At 64.7% G+C, this 15926-nt stretch carries 14 protein-coding genes; 12 read left to right on the forward strand and 2 right to left on the reverse strand.

Going from position 1 to position 15926, the window contains the following annotated elements; translation table 11 throughout:
- Together ACTJKX_RS34305 and ACTJKX_RS34310 are read left to right on the forward strand one after the other, a co-directional pair.
- Positions 1 to 1020, forward strand: a 1020-nt coding sequence (locus ACTJKX_RS34305) for a Dyp-type peroxidase (protein ID WP_440728052.1), incomplete at its 5' end; no start/stop codon positions are given.
- Complete coding sequence (locus ACTJKX_RS34310; protein ID WP_440726497.1) at positions 1013 to 1819, forward strand: family 1 encapsulin nanocompartment shell protein; 807 nt, start codon at positions 1013 to 1015, stop codon at positions 1817 to 1819. The genes ACTJKX_RS34305 and ACTJKX_RS34310, both read left to right, overlap by 8 nt.
- A gap of 41 nt (positions 1820 to 1860) precedes the next feature.
- On the opposite strand, the gene ACTJKX_RS34315 is transcribed toward ACTJKX_RS34310, so the two are convergent.
- Together ACTJKX_RS34315 and ACTJKX_RS34320 are read right to left on the reverse strand one after the other, a co-directional pair.
- Entirely contained in the window at positions 1861 to 4281 is a 2421-nt protein-coding gene (locus tag ACTJKX_RS34315) for a GcvT family protein (RefSeq protein ID WP_440728053.1), read from the reverse strand.
- A gap of 268 nt (positions 4282 to 4549) precedes the next feature.
- The gene (locus tag ACTJKX_RS34320; RefSeq protein WP_440728054.1) at positions 4550 to 5437 is read right to left on the reverse strand and encodes a LysR substrate-binding domain-containing protein; all 888 of its coding nucleotides are present in this window, start codon (positions 5435 to 5437) and stop codon (positions 4550 to 4552) included.
- A gap of 180 nt (positions 5438 to 5617) precedes the next feature.
- On the opposite strand from ACTJKX_RS34320, the gene ACTJKX_RS34325 reads away from it, so the two are divergent.
- The 10 genes from ACTJKX_RS34325 to ACTJKX_RS34370 all read left to right on the forward strand — a co-directional run bounded on the left by ACTJKX_RS34325 (position 5618) and on the right by ACTJKX_RS34370 (position 15897).
- The gene (locus ACTJKX_RS34325) at positions 5618 to 7153 is read left to right on the forward strand and encodes a trimethylamine methyltransferase family protein (RefSeq protein WP_434961361.1); all 1536 of its coding nucleotides are present in this window, start codon (positions 5618 to 5620) and stop codon (positions 7151 to 7153) included.
- Between the two features lie 13 nt (positions 7154 to 7166).
- Complete coding sequence (locus ACTJKX_RS34330) at positions 7167 to 8168, forward strand: GlxA family transcriptional regulator (RefSeq protein ID WP_440728055.1); 1002 nt, start codon at positions 7167 to 7169, stop codon at positions 8166 to 8168.
- 109 nt (positions 8169 to 8277) lie between these two features.
- A complete protein-coding gene (locus ACTJKX_RS34335) occupies positions 8278 to 9582 on the forward strand; it encodes a M24 family metallopeptidase (protein ID WP_440728056.1) in 1305 nt (434 codons plus the stop codon).
- Complete coding sequence (locus ACTJKX_RS34340) at positions 9583 to 10263, forward strand: isochorismatase family protein (RefSeq protein ID WP_440728057.1); 681 nt, start codon at positions 9583 to 9585, stop codon at positions 10261 to 10263. It begins immediately after the preceding gene.
- A gap of 59 nt (positions 10264 to 10322) precedes the next feature.
- Complete coding sequence (locus ACTJKX_RS34345) at positions 10323 to 10985, forward strand: ABC transporter permease (RefSeq protein WP_311944565.1); 663 nt, start codon at positions 10323 to 10325, stop codon at positions 10983 to 10985.
- Positions 10982 to 12100, forward strand: a complete 1119-nt coding sequence (locus ACTJKX_RS34350; protein WP_440728058.1) for an ABC transporter ATP-binding protein — start codon at positions 10982 to 10984, stop codon at positions 12098 to 12100. Before ACTJKX_RS34345 ends, ACTJKX_RS34350 begins: the two co-directional genes overlap by 4 nt.
- Positions 12097 to 12858: an ABC transporter permease gene (locus ACTJKX_RS34355; protein ID WP_440728059.1), complete on the forward strand. Its 762-nt coding sequence runs from the start codon at positions 12097 to 12099 to the stop codon at positions 12856 to 12858. The genes ACTJKX_RS34350 and ACTJKX_RS34355 overlap by 4 nt, the downstream gene beginning before the upstream one ends.
- Before the next feature lie 32 nt (positions 12859 to 12890).
- Positions 12891 to 13796: a glycine betaine ABC transporter substrate-binding protein gene (locus ACTJKX_RS34360; protein ID WP_440728060.1), complete on the forward strand. Its 906-nt coding sequence runs from the start codon at positions 12891 to 12893 to the stop codon at positions 13794 to 13796.
- A gap of 91 nt (positions 13797 to 13887) precedes the next feature.
- On the forward strand, positions 13888 to 14784 hold the full coding sequence (locus tag ACTJKX_RS34365; protein ID WP_440728061.1) for a glycine betaine ABC transporter substrate-binding protein: 897 nt from the start codon (positions 13888 to 13890) through the stop codon (positions 14782 to 14784).
- A gap of 171 nt (positions 14785 to 14955) precedes the next feature.
- Entirely contained in the window at positions 14956 to 15897 is a 942-nt protein-coding gene (locus ACTJKX_RS34370) for an alpha/beta hydrolase (protein WP_440728062.1), read from the forward strand.
- Positions 15898 to 15926 lie beyond the last annotated feature (29 nt).

The following is a 15926-nucleotide window of genomic DNA, read 5'->3' on the forward strand; positions in this document are numbered from 1 at the left end:
CTGACGGGCAGTGCGATATTTCTGGTGGTGACGGTCCAGCCTGGCGCGGAGGCGGAGGCGGCGATCCGGGCGTTGTGCGCGGATCTGTCGGGTCTGTTGCGGGCTGTGGGGTTCCGGGACCTGGAGGGGCGGCTGTCCTGCGTGATGGGCCTGGGCTCTCAGATGTGGGACCGTCTGTTCGGGGCGCCCCGGCCGAAGGAACTGCACCCTTTCCGCGAGATCCGTGGCGTGCATCATGCGGTGTCGACGCCGGGGGACATCCTGTTTCACATCCGCGCCCGGCGCATGGACCTTTGCTTCGAACTGGCGGCGCAGATCATGGCGCGGATCGGGGAGGCGGCGGCCAATGTGGACGAGGTGCACGGCTTCAAATATTTCGACGACCGCGACCTGATCGGCTTTGTCGACGGCACCGAGAACCCGGTCGAGCAGGCAGCGGTGGATGCCACCCTGATCGGCGGGGAGGATGCGGCCTTTGCCGGCGGCAGCTATGTGATCGTGCAGAAATACCTGCATGACCTGGCGGGCTGGAACCGGCTGCCGGTGGAGATGCAGGAGCGGATCATCGGGCGTGCCAAGCTGTCGGACATCGAGCAGGAGGATGCGCTCAAGGCGCCCTATGCCCACAATGTCCTGACCTCGATCGAGGAGAATGGCGAGGCGCTGGAGATCCTGCGCGACAACATGCCGTTCGGGGATGCGGGCAAGGGCGAGTTCGGCACCTATTTCATCGGCTATGCGCGTTCGCCCCGCCGGATCGAGCAGATGCTGGAGAACATGTTCGTCGGGCACCCGCCTGGCAATTACGACCGGCTGCTGGATTTCAGCCGGGCGGTGACGGGTTCGCTGTTCTTCGTGCCCTCGGCGACGTTCCTGGACGATGTGGCGGCCGGCGCACCGGCAGCGGGCGAGGCGGCCCCGCCGGAGCCCGAGGCGGCGGCAAGTCCCGGCTTACGCCCGTCCGGCGGCGATGGTTCGCTCGGCATTGGATCGCTCAAGAGGAAGGCAGACCATGAATAATCTCCATCGGGAGCTGGCACCGATCTCAGAGGCAGCGTGGGGGCAGATCGAGGACGAGGCGGCGCGCACCCTCAAGCGTCATCTGGCGGCGCGGCGTGTGGTCGACCTGGAAGGCCCGCAGGGCCTGGCGGCCTCGGCGGTGGGAACCGGGCATGTGCGCCCGCTTGCCGGGCCTGGCGAGGGCATCGAGGCGGTGCAGCGGGAGGTGCAGGCGCTGGTCGAGCTGCGCGTGGGCTTCGAGCTAGCCCGCTCGGCGATCGACGATGTGGAGCGGGGGGCGCTCGACTCGGACTGGTCGCCGCTGAAGGAGGCGGCGCGCAAGCTGGCCTTTGCCGAGGATCGGGCGGTGTTCGACGGTTTTGCCGCGGCCGGGATCGGGGGCATCCGCCCGGGTCTCAGCAACCCGGCGCTGACGCTTCCGGCCCAGGTGAAGGCCTATCCGGACGTGGTGGCGCAGGCGGTGAGCCAGTTGCGGCTGGCGGGTGTGGAAGGTCCCTATGCGCTGGTGCTGGGGGGCGATGCCTATACGGCGGCGGCCGGCGGCAGCGATGACGGCTATCCGGTGTTCCACCATGTCGAGCGCCTGGTGGACGGGCCGGTGATCTGGGCCCCTGCGATCGAGGGCGGGCTGGTGCTGACGACACGGGGCGGGGATTTCGAACTCACCGTGGGCCAGGACATCTCCATCGGCTATGCCAGCCATTCGCCCGCCGCGGTGCAGCTCTACTTCCAGGAAAGCCTGACCTTCCGCCTGCTCACGGCCGAAGCCGCCGTCGCCCTCCTGCACGCCAAAAAATAGTATGGCGCCGGCAAAAGGTGCGCTCCATGCCGGACGGGGCTTCAGCTTCTCAAGCGCTCGCCCCCTGGGTCGAAGGCAGGCTCGGCGAGGATGCGCGCCTTGCGCGAGGTGCCCAATATGGCCACCGTCACGACATCGCCGGGCTGGGCCAGATCGGCCTTGACATAGGCAAGGGCCAATGACTGGCCGACCCAATAGCCATAGCTGCCGGAGGAAACCTGTCCGAGCGGGGTGCCGTCCGGCAGGAAGACGGGCTCGCCGCCGGTGGCGTCGGCATCCTCGGTCTCGATGGCCAGCGTGACGAGCCGATCGCGCGCCGTGTTGCCGGCGATGGCCACATAGGCATCGCGATTGAGGAACTCGCCCTTGTCCAGCTTGATCAGGCGGGCGAGACCGGATTCCTGGGGCCAATATTCGGGTGAGTATTCCCGGCCCCAGCTGCCATAGCCCTTCTCAATACGCAGAGACGTCATCGCCCTCGCACCGACAGGGCCGGCGCCGAGTTCCTTTCCGGCCGCGAGCAAAGCGCGATAGAGCGCTTCCTGGTCACCGGTCCGGCAGTGAAGCTCCCAGCCGAGGTCACCCGTGAAGGAAACCCGCAGGGCCACCACCTCGATGCCGGCTAGATTGAGATGGCGTGCCTGCATGAAGGGGAAGGAGCCGTTGGAAAGGTCTTCGAAGGTCAGGCCCTGCAGGAGTGCCCGCGCCTTGGGGCCGGCGACGCTGAACCCGCACAGGGCCTGCGTCATCGAGCGGAACAGCGTTCCCTCCGGCAGCGGCACCGCATTGAAGAAGCGCTGGTGATAGCGTTCCGCCATGCCGGAACCGAAGACCATGTAGGAATCATCGGCGAGCCTGGCGACCGTGAAGTCGCCGGCAACGCCGCCTCGCCGGCCGATCAGGGGGGTGAGACGGATCTGGCCGGTCCGGTCCGGCATGCGATTGGCGAACAAAGCGTCGAGCCACGCCTGAGCACCCGGACCGGTGACTTCGTATTTTGCGAAATTGGAGATGTCGATGATGCCCGCATGCTCGCGCAGCATGCGCGCTTCCCGTCCCACCGGCTCCCACCAGTTCTGGCGCGTGAAACCGGCGGTCTCCTCCCGGGGCTCGCCCTCGGCGGCGAACCAGAGCGGATGCTCCCAGCCGAAATTCAGGCCGAAAACCGCGCCCATGTCCTGCTGCATCGCATAGGCGGGGCGCGTGCGCACCGGCCGGCCGGCGCTGCGCTCCTCATTGGGAAAGTGGATCTTGAAGCGATGGCCGTATTGGTCGCGAACCCGGGCCTTGGTGAAGGCCTTGTCGGCCCAGGCGCCGAAGCGCGCGAGGTCCCAGGCGAACATGTCGAGGGAGGGTTCGCCCTCGATCATCCATTCGGCCGCGAGCTTGCCCATGCCGCCCGACTGGGAGAAGCCTGGGATGATGCCGTTGCAGCAGAAATAGTTCTTCATTTCCGGCACCGGGCCGAACAGCACGGCGCTGTCGGGTGACCAGATCATCGGGCCGTTGATCACGCGGCGGATGCCGGTCGAGCCGAGTACCGGTACGCGCTCGATCGCCCGCATCATATTGTCCTCGATGCGGGTGAGGTCGTCGGGAAAGAGCTCATGGCCGAAATTGGCGGGCGTGCCCTCCTCGGCCCAGAACCGCATGTCGCGCTCATAGGCGCCGACCAGCAAGCCCAAGCCTTCCTGGCGCAGATAATATTCGCCGTCTCGATCGGCGACCGAGGGCAGGCGCCGATCGAGCGCGGCGATCTCGGGGATGGTCTGCGTGACGAAATACTGGTGCTCGGTGGGCATCAGCGGCAGGCTCAGCCCGGCCATCGCCGCCACTTCGCGCGCCCACAGGCCGGCGGCATTGACGATCCACTGGCTGCGGATATCGCCTTTCGGGGTGCGCACGATCCAGCTCCCGTCCGGCTGCGCCTCGGTGCCCGTGACCGGCGTGAAGCGATGGATCTCGGCACCGCGCTGGCGGGCACCGGCGGCATAGGCCGCCGTCACCCCCGATGGGTCGACATTGCCGCCTTCGGGCTCGAACATGATGCAACGTATGCCTGAGAAATCCACGAGCGGATGCAGCTTTTCGGCTTCACCGCGCGAGACCTCGTAGAAATTCATGGCGTAGCGGCGCGCCTTGGCTTCCTGCAGCCGCAACTGGTGCTCGCGCTCCTGGGTCTGGGCGAGATAGAGCGAGCCGGGCTGGAAGATGCCGCAGCCCTGGCCGGTCTCCGCCTCCAGCTCCTTGTAGAGTGCCATCGTGTAGTGCTGCAAGCGGCTGATATTGGTCGAGTCGTGCAGGCCATGGATGTTGGCGGCTGCATGCCAGGTCGATCCCGAGGTGAGTTCGTCCCGTTCCAGTAGGACGATTTCGGTCCAGCCGAGCTTGGCGAGGTGATAGAGGATCGAGCAACCGATCAAACCGCCGCCGATCACGACGGCCTGGGCATGGCTACGCATGAAACGAACTTCCCGATGAACAATCATGCGGCGAAGGCCCGTTGCCGTTGGGAGATCCACGCGGAAGATCCTGGCAGGGCTTTCGCCTGTTGCGACCGGGCAAGTCTAGGCAGCAGGGCACGAGGCGGGTAGGCAGCCTTTCGCGCAAAAAAGCGGTGTTCGGCAAAGAATGACCAAATAAAACGATGTCATTGGCCTCGCGATCTTCGCTTGTTGCCGAACGCTTGAGACGTAGGATCGGCTCGGGGAAGTCTATCGGAGGATCGTGTCAGACCATGTCGGCCTTGGCGCGGGCCAGAATCCACTCCTTCACGATTTTTACCACGCTGCCCTTGGATGAAGCATTGTCGGAAAGATAATAGCCCCACGGACTGGGCGGGCGGACAGCGAAGGGTTCGGCCAGAAGCCCTCTTTTCAGAAAAGGGCGGGCGAGCGAAAGCTGTACGGCGACGCAGCCCGCACCGGCGACCGCCAGCTCCAGGGCGACATTGGAGGAGTTGGTGCTGAGATATTTCTCGTGCTCCGACGTCTCGATGCCGAGAGCCGCGCCCATGCATTGCCAATATTCCTGCCGGCTGTGCACGAAAATCCAGCCCTGCTTCAGGATATCGGCGGGGGACCTGATCGCGTTCGGCCCGGAGAGGAATTGCGGCGCGCACAGCAGAGCCAGGCTCTCATCCCATAGCGGGATGGCCATTGGTGGCTTGTTGTCGAAGCGCCGGGCGGAGACGGTGAGATCGGCCGCCGGTTCGCTGGGATCCTCCCAGATCGTGCCGTGCAGCACGACTTCGATATCAGGATGCCTGGCATGGAAGGCAGCAATGCAGCCCGCGAGCCAGTTGGTGGCGAGCGTCGCCGGGCAGGAAATCACCACCGTCCGGTTCCTGACCGAGGCGAGGATGGCTTCGGTGGCGTGGTCGATCTGATCGAGCGCCTGCCTGAGCGTCGGCAGGAAGGCCTCGCCCATCTCGGTCAGTTTCAGGCTGCGCGGATACCGTACGAACAGTTGACGGCCGATATAGTGCTCCAGGGCCCGCACATGAGTGCTGATGGCGGCCTGGGTATAGCCCAGCTCCTTGGCGGCCTCGGTAAAGCTCAGATGCCGGGCCGAGCATTCGAAGGAGCGGATGTAGTTGAGCGGAGGAGGGGGTTTCATGGCGGCTCTGGATGTTTGCCGGAGGCTAGTTCAACTGCCTCCGCCGGTTCAACGCCGCTTTGCGCCATGACATCATTTTTTTTGGGCAATGCCGCCAAACTAATCACGTGAAAGGCGCCTTGTACCACACCTATCATGGCGAGTTGTCAGATGAATTCAAGCAAGGGTGGCGTACCGGGCATGACACAGGACAGGCGTGGCGGGGGGCGCCGATCGAGAAGCGCGCGGGGCGGGGGCATTCCCCAGCTGCCCTGGCAGCGCGTGTCAAATCCCTATGCGCCCATGCAGATGCTCGACGAAGAGCGCATGGAGATGCTGCATCGCAGCTCGATGCGCATTCTCTCCGAACTCGGCATTCGGGTGATGAGCACGCGGGCGATGGACCTGTTCGAAAAGGCCGGCGCGCTCGTCGACCGGGAGAGCCAGACCATCCGCATCGACGAGACATTGGTGAAGGAAGCGCTTCGCACCGCGCCACGTCGCTTCACCTTGACGGGCCGCAATCCCGACAAGCAGCTCGAGATCGGCGGCAATGCGCTGGTCTTCGGCCTGGTGGCCGGGCCGCCCAACGTGCATGACCGCATCAACGGCCGGCGATCCGGCAATCTTGCCGACTATGAGAACTTCACCCGCCTGGCCCATTATTTCAACGCCATCCACATCCTGGGCAACCAGGTGTGCGCGCCGATCGAATTGCCGGCCAATTCGCGCCACCTTGATACCTACAAAGCCAATCTGTCTCTCAGCGATCTGAGCTTCCACTGCAGCGCCATCGGGCGCGGCCGCGCCATGGACGCCATCGCCATGATGGCGATCGCGCGGGGCATCACCCTGGAGGAGATGCGCGCTTCGCCCGGCGTCATCACCATCATTTCCGTCAACTCGCCGCGGCTCTTTGACGACGCCATGGCGGACGGCCTCATGGCCATGGCCGAACATGGACAGCCGGTAACGGTCACCCCCTTCACGCTGATGGGCGCGATGACGCCGGTGACCCTGGCGGCGGCCCTGTGCCAGCAGAACGCCGAGGCCCTGTTCGGTGTCGTGCTGACGCAGCTCGTCAATCCGGGCACGCCGGTGATGTACGGAGCCTTCACCTCCAATGTCGACATGCGCTCGGGCGCGCCGGCCTTCGGCACGCCGGAGAACACCAAGGCCAACATCATCGCCGGCCAGCTTGCGCGGCGCTATGGCCTTCCCTATCGCACCTCCAATGCCAATGCTTCCAATGCGGTCGACCTGCAGGCGGCCTATGAAACGGAGATGGCGACCTGGGGCGCCGTCCTCGGTGGCGCCAATCTGATCTATCACGCCGCCGGCTGGCTGGAGGGCGGCCTCACGGCGTCCTATGAAAAGCTCGTCCTCGACGTCGAGATCCTCCAGAACATGATGGAGTTCCTGCGTCCCCTGCCTTTCGAGGAGGACGATCTGGGCTTCGAGGCCATCAAGGCCGTGCCTGCCGGCGGGCATTTCTTCGGCAGCGAACACACGATGTCGCGCTACGAAACCGCATTTTATCAGCCCATGCTCTCCAACTGGCAGAATTACGGCAGCTGGCAGGAGGCCGGAGCGCATGACGCACTCGACCGGGCGACGGGCCTCTGGCAGCACGCTTTGCGGGAATATCAGGAGCCGGCCCTGGACGAAGCCGTTCGCGAGGAGCTCGAGGCCTATGTCGTGCGTCGGCGCACGGAGATCGGCGCCGGGGAACCTTGAAGGGATCGATGCCATGGAGACCATGCCGACCGAAAGGCAGGCGGGCGAGGCTATCCGCTTTGCCGTGCTGATGTTCCCGGGTTTTCCCCTGATGGCATTCAGTTCGGTGATCGAGCCGCTGCGCGCCGCCAACACGCTGTCGGGCCGGCGCTGCTATTCCTGGATCACGGTCGGGCCAGACGGCGCCAAGGTCCGGGCCTCCAACGGCATCGATATCGAGCCGGATTTCGGTGTCAGGAATGCGCCGTCCGTCGATCGCATCGTGGTGTGCTCGGGCGGCGATGCCGATCACCTGGTTGCCGAGGATGCCATGGCCTGGATCCGCCGCAACCTCCGGGCCGGCGCCGATCTCGGATCGGTCGCCGACGCGGCTTTCCTGCTGGCCCGTGCCGGTCTGCTCGACGGCTATGCCTGCACCCTGCACTGGACAAGCCAGCCGGCTTTTCGCGAGGCCTTTCCGGGCCTCGACATGCAGCGAGACCTCTATGTCATCGACCGGCGACGCTTCACGGCGGCAGGCGGGGTGGGCAGCCTCGACATGATGCTGGACATGATCGGCCGCGACCATGGCAGCGAGCTGTCTTCCGGTGTTGCCGAATGGTTCGTGCACAGCCCGCTGCGGTCGAGCGTGGACCGGCGGCTGATGCCGTTGCGCCTGCGCACGGGGATCGGCGACGAACTCGTGCTGGCTGCGGTGGCGATCATGGAGGACTGCGTCGAGGACCTCCTGCGCATGGATGCGCTGGCGCGGCGCCTCGGCGTATCGGCCGACAAGCTCGAGCGCTCCTTTCGCACCGAGCTCGGCGTCACGCCTAACCATTACTACCGCAGCCTGCGGCTGAGGCGGGCCGCCGACCTGCTCACCCATTCGAGCCTGCGGGTCGGCGAGGTCGCGCTGGCCTGCGGCTTCAACAATGCGGCCAATTTCTCCCGGGCCTTCCGCGACAGCTTCGGCTATGCACCCCGGGGCGTGCGCCAGCGCAAGTCGATCTCCGGGGAGGCGCCCCGGATATGACGAGAAGGGTCACAAAAGACCGTCCAGCGGAATTGCGCATAGTTTTCGCGGAAAGCGCGCAAACAATGCGCGCGCGGGTTGGTCACTGTTCATGGACAGGAGAAAGTTCATGAGTATTGTGGTTTTCGATCCGGATCGCGTCGAAGATGTCGACTTCAAGGATCGCATGCGCCATCCGGCGGCCGCGGATCCGGCCGGCGGCATGTGGCTTTCCGACACCGAGCCTTCCTTCATCGATGCCGATGCCCTGCGCAAGGGGCGCCTTGCCCGGCTGCGCCGATGGATGGCCGAGGCGGGGTATGGCGCGGTCGTGCTGTTCGACCCCTACAACCAGCGCTACGCCACCGGCTCGCGCAACATGTTCGGCTATTTCCTGCGCAATTCCACGCGCTATTTCTTCATCCCCACCGAGGGGCCGATCGTCCTTTTCGAATATCCGCAGAGCTACCATGTCTCGATGGTACTCGACACGGTCGACGAAGCCCGCCCCTCCAAGCTCGTCTGGTCGTCGGTGTCGGGCCGGGACGACGAGACGGCCGGCCCCTTCGCCGACGAGATCACCGAACTCCTCAAGACTCATGGCGGCGGGTCGATGAAGCTCGGCCTCGATCGCTGCAGCCATCTGCAGGCAGTGGCGCTGCAAAAGCGCGGCTGCGACGTCAGGGATTGCCAGGGCGAGATCCTGGCGGTGCGTGCCGTCAAGACACCGGAGGAGGTCAAATGCCTCCAGGTTTCGATGGCCGGCGCCGAAGCCGCCGTCGCCGCGGTGCGGGAGGCGATCAAGCCCGGCGTTTCGGAAAACGACCTCTTCGCCATCATGTATCACGAGGTGATCCGGCAGGGCGGCGAATTCATCGAAACGCGTCTGCTGAGTTCGGGTCAGCGCACCAATCCCTGGTTCAACGAGGCGAGCGGACGCAAGATCCGCCCGGGTGAACTGGTGGCCCTCGATACCGACACCATCGGCTGCTACGGCTATTACTCTGATTTCTCCCGCACCTTCCGCTGCGGTCCGGGCAAGCCGACGACCTATCAGAAGATGCTGTACCGCATGTCCTACGACCAGGTGCAGCACAATATCGGCATCGTGAAGCCGGGCATGGCCTTCCGCGAGATCGCCGAGAAGGCCTGGAAGATCCCGGAGCGCTTCGTCGACCAGCGCTACACCTCGGTGATGCACGGCGTCGGCATGCACGGGGAAACGCCCTTCATCGCCCATTCGATGGACTACGAGACCTATGGTCGCGATGGGCACCTTGTGCCCGGCATGGTCGTCTCGGTGGAAAGCTATATCGGCGAGAAGGGCGGGCGCGAGGGCGTCAAGCTCGAGGACGAAGTCCTGATCACCGAAACCGGGACGGAACTCCTGTCACGCTTTCCCTATGAAGACGAATTCCTGGAAGGGCAGATCTAAGTGAAACGGACGCTGCATCTCGACCGCAACCGGATGGCCGCCATCTTCATCGATCTCCAGGAGGAGCATCGGGCCGACCCGCGCTATCTGGTCGAAGGCTATGCCGGCGTCCTGGCGCACGCACGCCGCCTGCAGGATGCGGCTCGCCGGCATGGCGTGCCGCTCTATCACGCCGCCTATGTCGTAGATCCGGCTGCACCTGGCCGCCCGTTCCATCCATTGCAGGCCGACGGACGCTCGGCCTTCAGCGACAAGGACGATCCGCGCATCGCCATCTGCACCGAAGTGGCGCCGGCGCCAGGGGAGGCGGTCATCTTCAAATCGGAGCCGAGCCTGTTCGGCGCTGCCTCGCCGGCGGAAGAATTGCGGCGTAAGGGCATCGAATGGCTGGCCATCGCGGGGGTGTGGACCGAGGCCTGCGTCGATGCGACGGTCAAGGACGCGGTGGCCCTCGGCTTTCACGTGCTCCTGGTCAAGGACGCCTGCGGCACGGCCAGTACGGCCATGCACCAGACCGCCATCCTCAACCTGGCGAACCGGCTCTATGGCGGCGCGGTGGTGTCGACCGACGAAGCTTGCCACCTGATGGCGGGCGAGCCGGTCGAGGCCTGGCAGGTCAAGGGCTCGGTACCCCTGCGCTTTACCTACGAGAACGCCTCCGGTCTCTACGCGGAACTTTGAGGAGTGATCTGCAGCTACGAACGGCGGCAACAAAACGAGGATTGCGGCACAACGGCATGATGGAAATCCTGACTTTCATCTCCGACAATCTCCATGTGATCGGTGCCAGGGCACTCGAGCACATTTCCATCGTCTTCGTGGCGGTTGGCATCGCCATCGCCACGGCGGTGCCGATCGGCATTGCGATCACCCAGTCCAAAACCGCCGCCGACGCCGTGCTCTACCTCGCCTCGATCATGATCACCGTACCGTCCATCGCCCTGTTCGGGCTGATGATCCCGCTGCTTTCGCCCCTCGGCCACGGCATCGGCTATGTGCCGGCGGTGATCGCCGTGATCCTCTATTCGCAGCTGCCGATCATCCGCAACACCTATACCGCCATCGCCAATGTCGATCCGGCCTTGCGCGAGGCGGCGACAGGCATGGGCATGAGTACGGTTCAGAGGCTGCGCCAGGTCGAGATTCCCCTGGCCGTGCCGGTGATCATGGCAGGGGTGCGTACCGCCGTGGTGATGAATATCGGGGTGACCGCCATTGCCGCCTATATCGGCGCGGGCGGGCTCGGCACCTTCATCTCGCGCGGCATCAGTCAATCCGATCCCCGGCAACTGATCACAGGAGCCTTGGCCGTGTCCCTCCTGGCGATCGCCGCAGACCTGCTCCTTGCTCTGGTGCAGTGGCTGCTGACTTCCAAGGGCATCAAGGGCGGAGCGAGCCGATGATCCGTCTCGAACATCTCACCAAGACCTTCGAAACCGCGGGCAAGCCCTTCGTCGCCGTCGACGACATCAATCTGGACCTGCCGGCGGGGGAGATCTGCGTGCTGCTCGGGCCTTCGGGTTGCGGCAAGACCACGACCATGAAGATGATCAACCGCCTGATCCAGCCCACCGGCGGCAAGGTCTATATCGACGGCAAGGATACCAGCGCCACCGACCCGATCCAGCTCCGCCGCTCGATCGGCTACGTCATCCAGCAGATCGGCCTGTTTCCCAACAAGACCATCTGCGAGAACATCTGCGTGGTGCCCGATCTGCTGGGCTGGGACCGCCGGAAGTCGCGCGCCCGGGCGGGCGAATTGCTCGAACTGGTGGGCATGCAGCCCGATCTTTTCCTCGCCCGCTATCCGCGAGAATTGTCCGGCGGCCAGCAGCAGCGCGTCGGCGTGCTGCGCGCGCTTGCCGCCGATCCGCCTGTCATGTTGATGGACGAGCCCTTCGGCGCGATCGACCCGATCAACCGCGAGGTGATCCAGGACGAATTCCTGAAGATGCAGCAGGCGATCCGCAAGACCATCATCTTCGTCTCGCACGATCTCGACGAGGCGGTGAAGATGGCCGACAAGATCGCCATCTTCCGCAGCGGGCGCCTGGAACAATATGCCAGCCCCGACCTGTTGCTAGCCAGGCCGGCCAATGCCTTCATCGAGAATTTTCTCGGTTCCGACCGGGCCCTCAAGCGCCTGCGGCTCGTCACGGCGGGAGAGGCGATGGCCACAGAGTTCGATGCGGTGCGGCCCGAGGATCCGATCGCGCTCGCGCTCGATAAGATGCAGGCTTCGGGCCAGCACGCCATCATCGTGGTTGCGGCGGACGGCAAACCCGAAGGCCTGCTTGCGCTCGATCGCGCCAGGGCCGCGACCGGGACGGTCGGTGACCATGCGCGCCCAGTCGAGACCACGGCCGCGCTCCATTCGGACCTGCGCAATGCGGTGGCCTCGATGTTCGCCCAGGACATGCCGGTACTGCCCTGCGTTGACGAGGCCGGGCAGCTCAGGGGCGTCCTGACCTATCGCTCGATCGTTGCCAGCCTCAGCCATGCCGGAGAAGCGGGATGAGCGGGCCTGCGGCAGCCATCGCGACCAGTCCGGGCAGAGGGCGTTCGCACCTCTGGGTACCGCTCGCGATGTGGGCGGTGCTGCTCGCCATCTGCGTGTGGCTGTGGCTCAGCGGCATGGCGGGCGAGATCCTCGCCTATTGGGACGACATCACCTATCTGAGCGTGCAGCATATCGAGCTGGTGGCCTGGGCGGGTGGGCTTGCCATCCTCACCGCCGTTCCCGTGGGCATCCTGCTGTCGCGGCCGGCCCTTCGGCGCTTTTCCGAATTCGTGATGCAGGTCTTCAATCTGGGCAGCACCATACCGACGCTCGCCATCCTCGCCTTGTCGATGACCTGGCTCGGCATCGGCACCCTGCCATCTGTGTTCGGGCTGTGGGCAGCGACCTTGCTGCCGATCGTACGCAACACCTATGCGGGGCTCAGGGCAGTCCCGCCCCATCTCCTGGAGGCCGCGCGCGGCATGGGCATGACGCCGCTGCAGACCCTGTGGCGGGTGGAACTGCCCAATGCACTGTTCGTCATCTTCGGTGGCATCCGCACCGCGCTGGCGATCTGCGTGGGCTCGGCCCCGCTCGCCTTCCTGATCGGGGCGGGGAGCCTGGGCGAACTGATCTTCACCGGCATCGCCCTCGACGAGCTGCCGATGATGCTCGCCGGCGCCATTCCCACCGCGATCCTGGCCGTGCTCACCGATTTCCTGGTCGGCCGGCTGCAATATTACCTCGTCCCGCGAGGCATCAATCCGCTGCGCTGAACAGCGGCAACAAGCAACAGAGGGAAAAGACGATGACCATGCTGAAGAAACTGGGCAGGAGCGTGTGTTCGGGCGTGTTTTCAGCCGTCGTGCTGGCAGCGGCCGGTGGTGTGGCCCTGGCGGCCAATCTGACGGTCGGCGGCAAGGATTTCACCGAGCAGCAGATCATCGCCGAGATGACGACGCAGCTTCTGACCGCCAAGGGCTATACGATCGACAAGAAGAACGGCATGGGCACCAAGATCGTCCGCGCCGCCCTGGAGAACGGCGAAGTCGATCTTTACTGGGAATATACAGGTACCTCCCTCGTCACCTTCAACAAGGTGACCGACAAGCTCTCGCCGCAGGCGACCTATGATCGGGTCAAGCAGCTCGATGGCGAGAAGGGGCTGGTCTGGCTGGCGCCTTCCAAGGCCAACAACACCTATGCCATGGTGGTGCGCAAGGACAACCCGAAGACCGACGGGCTGAAGACAGTCTCCGACATGGCCGCTGCCTACAAGGCCGGAACGGCGCTGATGATGGGCACCACGGCCGAATTTCCCAAGCGCCAGGACGGATTGCTCGGCCTCCAGAAGACCTATGATTTCGAGGCCGGCCGGGCCAACGTCAAGCCGATGGACCTTGGCCTTGCCTACAGGGCTTTGGCCAACAAGGATCTCGACGTCATCTCTGCCCAGGCGACCGACGGCCAGATCGCGGCGCTGGGGCTGCGCGTGCTCGCCGACGACAAGGGTTTCTTTCCCAACTATGCCCTCACGCCCGTGGTGCGCAAGACCGTGCTCGACGCCCATCCCGACCTGAAGCCGACCCTCGAGGCGCTCTCGGCCAAGCTCGACGACGCCACCATGCAGAAGCTGAACGGCGAGGTCGACGTCGACAAGAAGACGGTCGAAGTCGTCGCGGCCGATTTCCTCAAGCAGAACGGCCTGAAGTGAGCCCGATGGGCCGGCCCTGACAGGGCTGGCCCCATTCTTCCCAAATTTTCGCGCCAGTGCCGTCCGAGGGCGGCCGGCAGGAGGACAGACCATGATCAGCATTCTGCCGAAGCGCGCGATCGCCGCCTTGTGCGTCGCAGCCTCCTTCCTGGTGTCGACGACGGCCTTTGCAGCCACGCTCACGGTCGGCGGCAAGGACTTCACCGAACAGTTCCTGCTGGCCGAGATGACCAGGCAACTCCTGGAGAGCAAGGGCTATACGATCAACAAGAAGGACGGCATGGGCACCAATATCGTGCGTGCCGCCCTGGAGAACGGACAGGTAGACCTCTACTGGGAATATACGGGCACCTCGCTGGTGACCTTCAACAAGGTGACGGAGCCGCTCTCGCCCGAGCAGACTTATGCCAAGGTCAAGGAACTGGATGGCGCCAAGGGGCTGGTCTGGCTCGCCCCCTCCAAGGCCAACAACACCTATGCATTGGCGATCCGGCCGGGCAACGCCAAGACGGACGGTCTCAAGACCTTTTCCGATCTCGCCGCCGCCTACAAGGATGGCAAGCCGGTCCTACTCGGGGCCACGGCCGAATTTCCCAAGCGCGAGGACGGCCTGATCGGCCTGGAGAAGAAATACGACTTCAAGGCGGGACGCGCCAATCTCCGGCCGATGGAGATCGGACTCGTCTATAACGCCCTCGCCAGCGGCGACATCGACGTGGCCACGGTGGGCGCCACCGATGGGCGCATCGCTGCCATGAAGCTGACCCTGCTCAAGGACGACAAGGGCTTCTTCCCGAACTACGCACTCGTCCCGGTCGTCCGCCAGGCCACGCTCGATGCCCATCCGGACCTGAAAGCCACGCTCGAAGCGCTGTCGGCCAAGCTGGACGATGCCACCATGCAGACGCTGAACGGCGAGGTCGACGTCCACAAGAAAGCGATCGAGGATGTCGCCAAGGCCTATCTCAAACAGACAGGATTGCTTTGATTTTGGTGGGCACCTGGACTTGCACGATGAATGACCGTCATTGCGAGCGCAGCGAACTAATCCAGGGCTTCGGATGGAGTGTTTGTAACCTCTGGATTGCTTCGCTGCGCTTGCAATGACGAGCGAACTGCCGACGAGACCTCACCTCATGCCTGCCTGCGGTACCCGATAATGACGCCGGACTACACTCGACTGATAGACGCCGAAACCTGGGGCTTCATCAACCGGACGAATGCCTTCTATCCGCCTGAGGCGGTCGACTGGCCGATCGAACGCAACCGGGAGGTCTATGATCGGATGGCCCGGGCCTTTCATGCCGGTCGTCCCCCCGGCATAGCCGTCGAGACCACAACTGTGGAGACACCGAGCCATGTCATCCCGATCCGGATCTATTCGGCAGAACGTGGCAATGATCGCGCGACGATCCTCTATTTCCACGGCGGCGGCTTCGTGCTGGGCGGCCTCGACAGCCATGACGACGTCTGTGCAGAGTTCTGCGCGGCAACAGGACTGGCGGTCGTCTCGGTCGACTATCGCCTGGCGCCCGAACATGGGGGAACGGCAGCGCTGGAAGATGCCATCGCCGCCTATGACTGGGTAACGGCCGGCCTCGAACGTCCGGTGGTGCTGGCGGGCGATTCAGCCGGCGGCAATCTCGCCGCCTGCCTGGCAGATCATGTGGGCAGAGAGGGGCGGGGACCGATCGGGCAGGCGCTGATCTATCCCCTCTTGGGAGCCGATATCGACAAAGGTTCCTATCTGACCCATGCCGAAGCGCCCCTGCTGACGACCCGCGACGTCCTCTATTATCGCGACGTGCGCAGCGGCGGCATTGATTGCAGCAACGATCCGCGCTTCACGCCACTCGCGAGCTCGAGCTTCCGTCATCTGCCGCCGACCGTCGTCGTCACGGCTCAATGCGACCCGCTTTCTTCCGATGGCGAGGTCTATTGCGGCCGGCTGCGCGTCGAGGGCGTGCCTGCTTCCTGGCACGAGGAGGAGGGCCTGCCGCACAGTTTTCTGAGGGCACGCGGGATGTCATCGCGGGCCAGGGCGGCGATGGAACGCATCACCCAGGCCCTCACGACACTGGCGGCCGGGAAACGGGCCTAGGCAAGGCGCCGGCAGCGCCACCCGCATCG

Source organism: Labrys sp. 22185, assembly GCF_052045555.1.
Taxonomy (GTDB): Bacteria; Pseudomonadota; Alphaproteobacteria; order Rhizobiales; family Labraceae; genus Labrys; species Labrys neptuniae.

Coding starts and splice junctions, on each gene's coding strand:
- ACTJKX_RS34310 (WP_440726497.1), top strand. CDS start 1,013: ATGAATAATCTCCATCGGGAGCTGGCACCGATCTCAGAGGCAGCGTGG.
- ACTJKX_RS34330 (WP_440728055.1), top strand. CDS start 7,167: ATGGAGACCATGCCGACCGAAAGGCAGGCGGGCGAGGCTATCCGCTTT.
- ACTJKX_RS34325 (WP_434961361.1), top strand. CDS start 5,618: ATGACACAGGACAGGCGTGGCGGGGGGCGCCGATCGAGAAGCGCGCGG.
- ACTJKX_RS34345 (WP_311944565.1), top strand. CDS start 10,323: ATGGAAATCCTGACTTTCATCTCCGACAATCTCCATGTGATCGGTGCC.
- ACTJKX_RS34320 (WP_440728054.1), bottom strand. CDS start 5,437: ATGAAACCCCCTCCTCCGCTCAACTACATCCGCTCCTTCGAATGCTCG.
- ACTJKX_RS34370 (WP_440728062.1), top strand. CDS start 14,956: ATGACGCCGGACTACACTCGACTGATAGACGCCGAAACCTGGGGCTTC.
- ACTJKX_RS34335 (WP_440728056.1), top strand. CDS start 8,278: ATGAGTATTGTGGTTTTCGATCCGGATCGCGTCGAAGATGTCGACTTC.
- ACTJKX_RS34350 (WP_440728058.1), top strand. CDS start 10,982: ATGATCCGTCTCGAACATCTCACCAAGACCTTCGAAACCGCGGGCAAG.
- ACTJKX_RS34365 (WP_440728061.1), top strand. CDS start 13,888: ATGATCAGCATTCTGCCGAAGCGCGCGATCGCCGCCTTGTGCGTCGCA.
- ACTJKX_RS34315 (WP_440728053.1), bottom strand. CDS start 4,281: ATGCGTAGCCATGCCCAGGCCGTCGTGATCGGCGGCGGTTTGATCGGT.
- ACTJKX_RS34355 (WP_440728059.1), top strand. CDS start 12,097: ATGAGCGGGCCTGCGGCAGCCATCGCGACCAGTCCGGGCAGAGGGCGT.
- ACTJKX_RS34360 (WP_440728060.1), top strand. CDS start 12,891: ATGACCATGCTGAAGAAACTGGGCAGGAGCGTGTGTTCGGGCGTGTTT.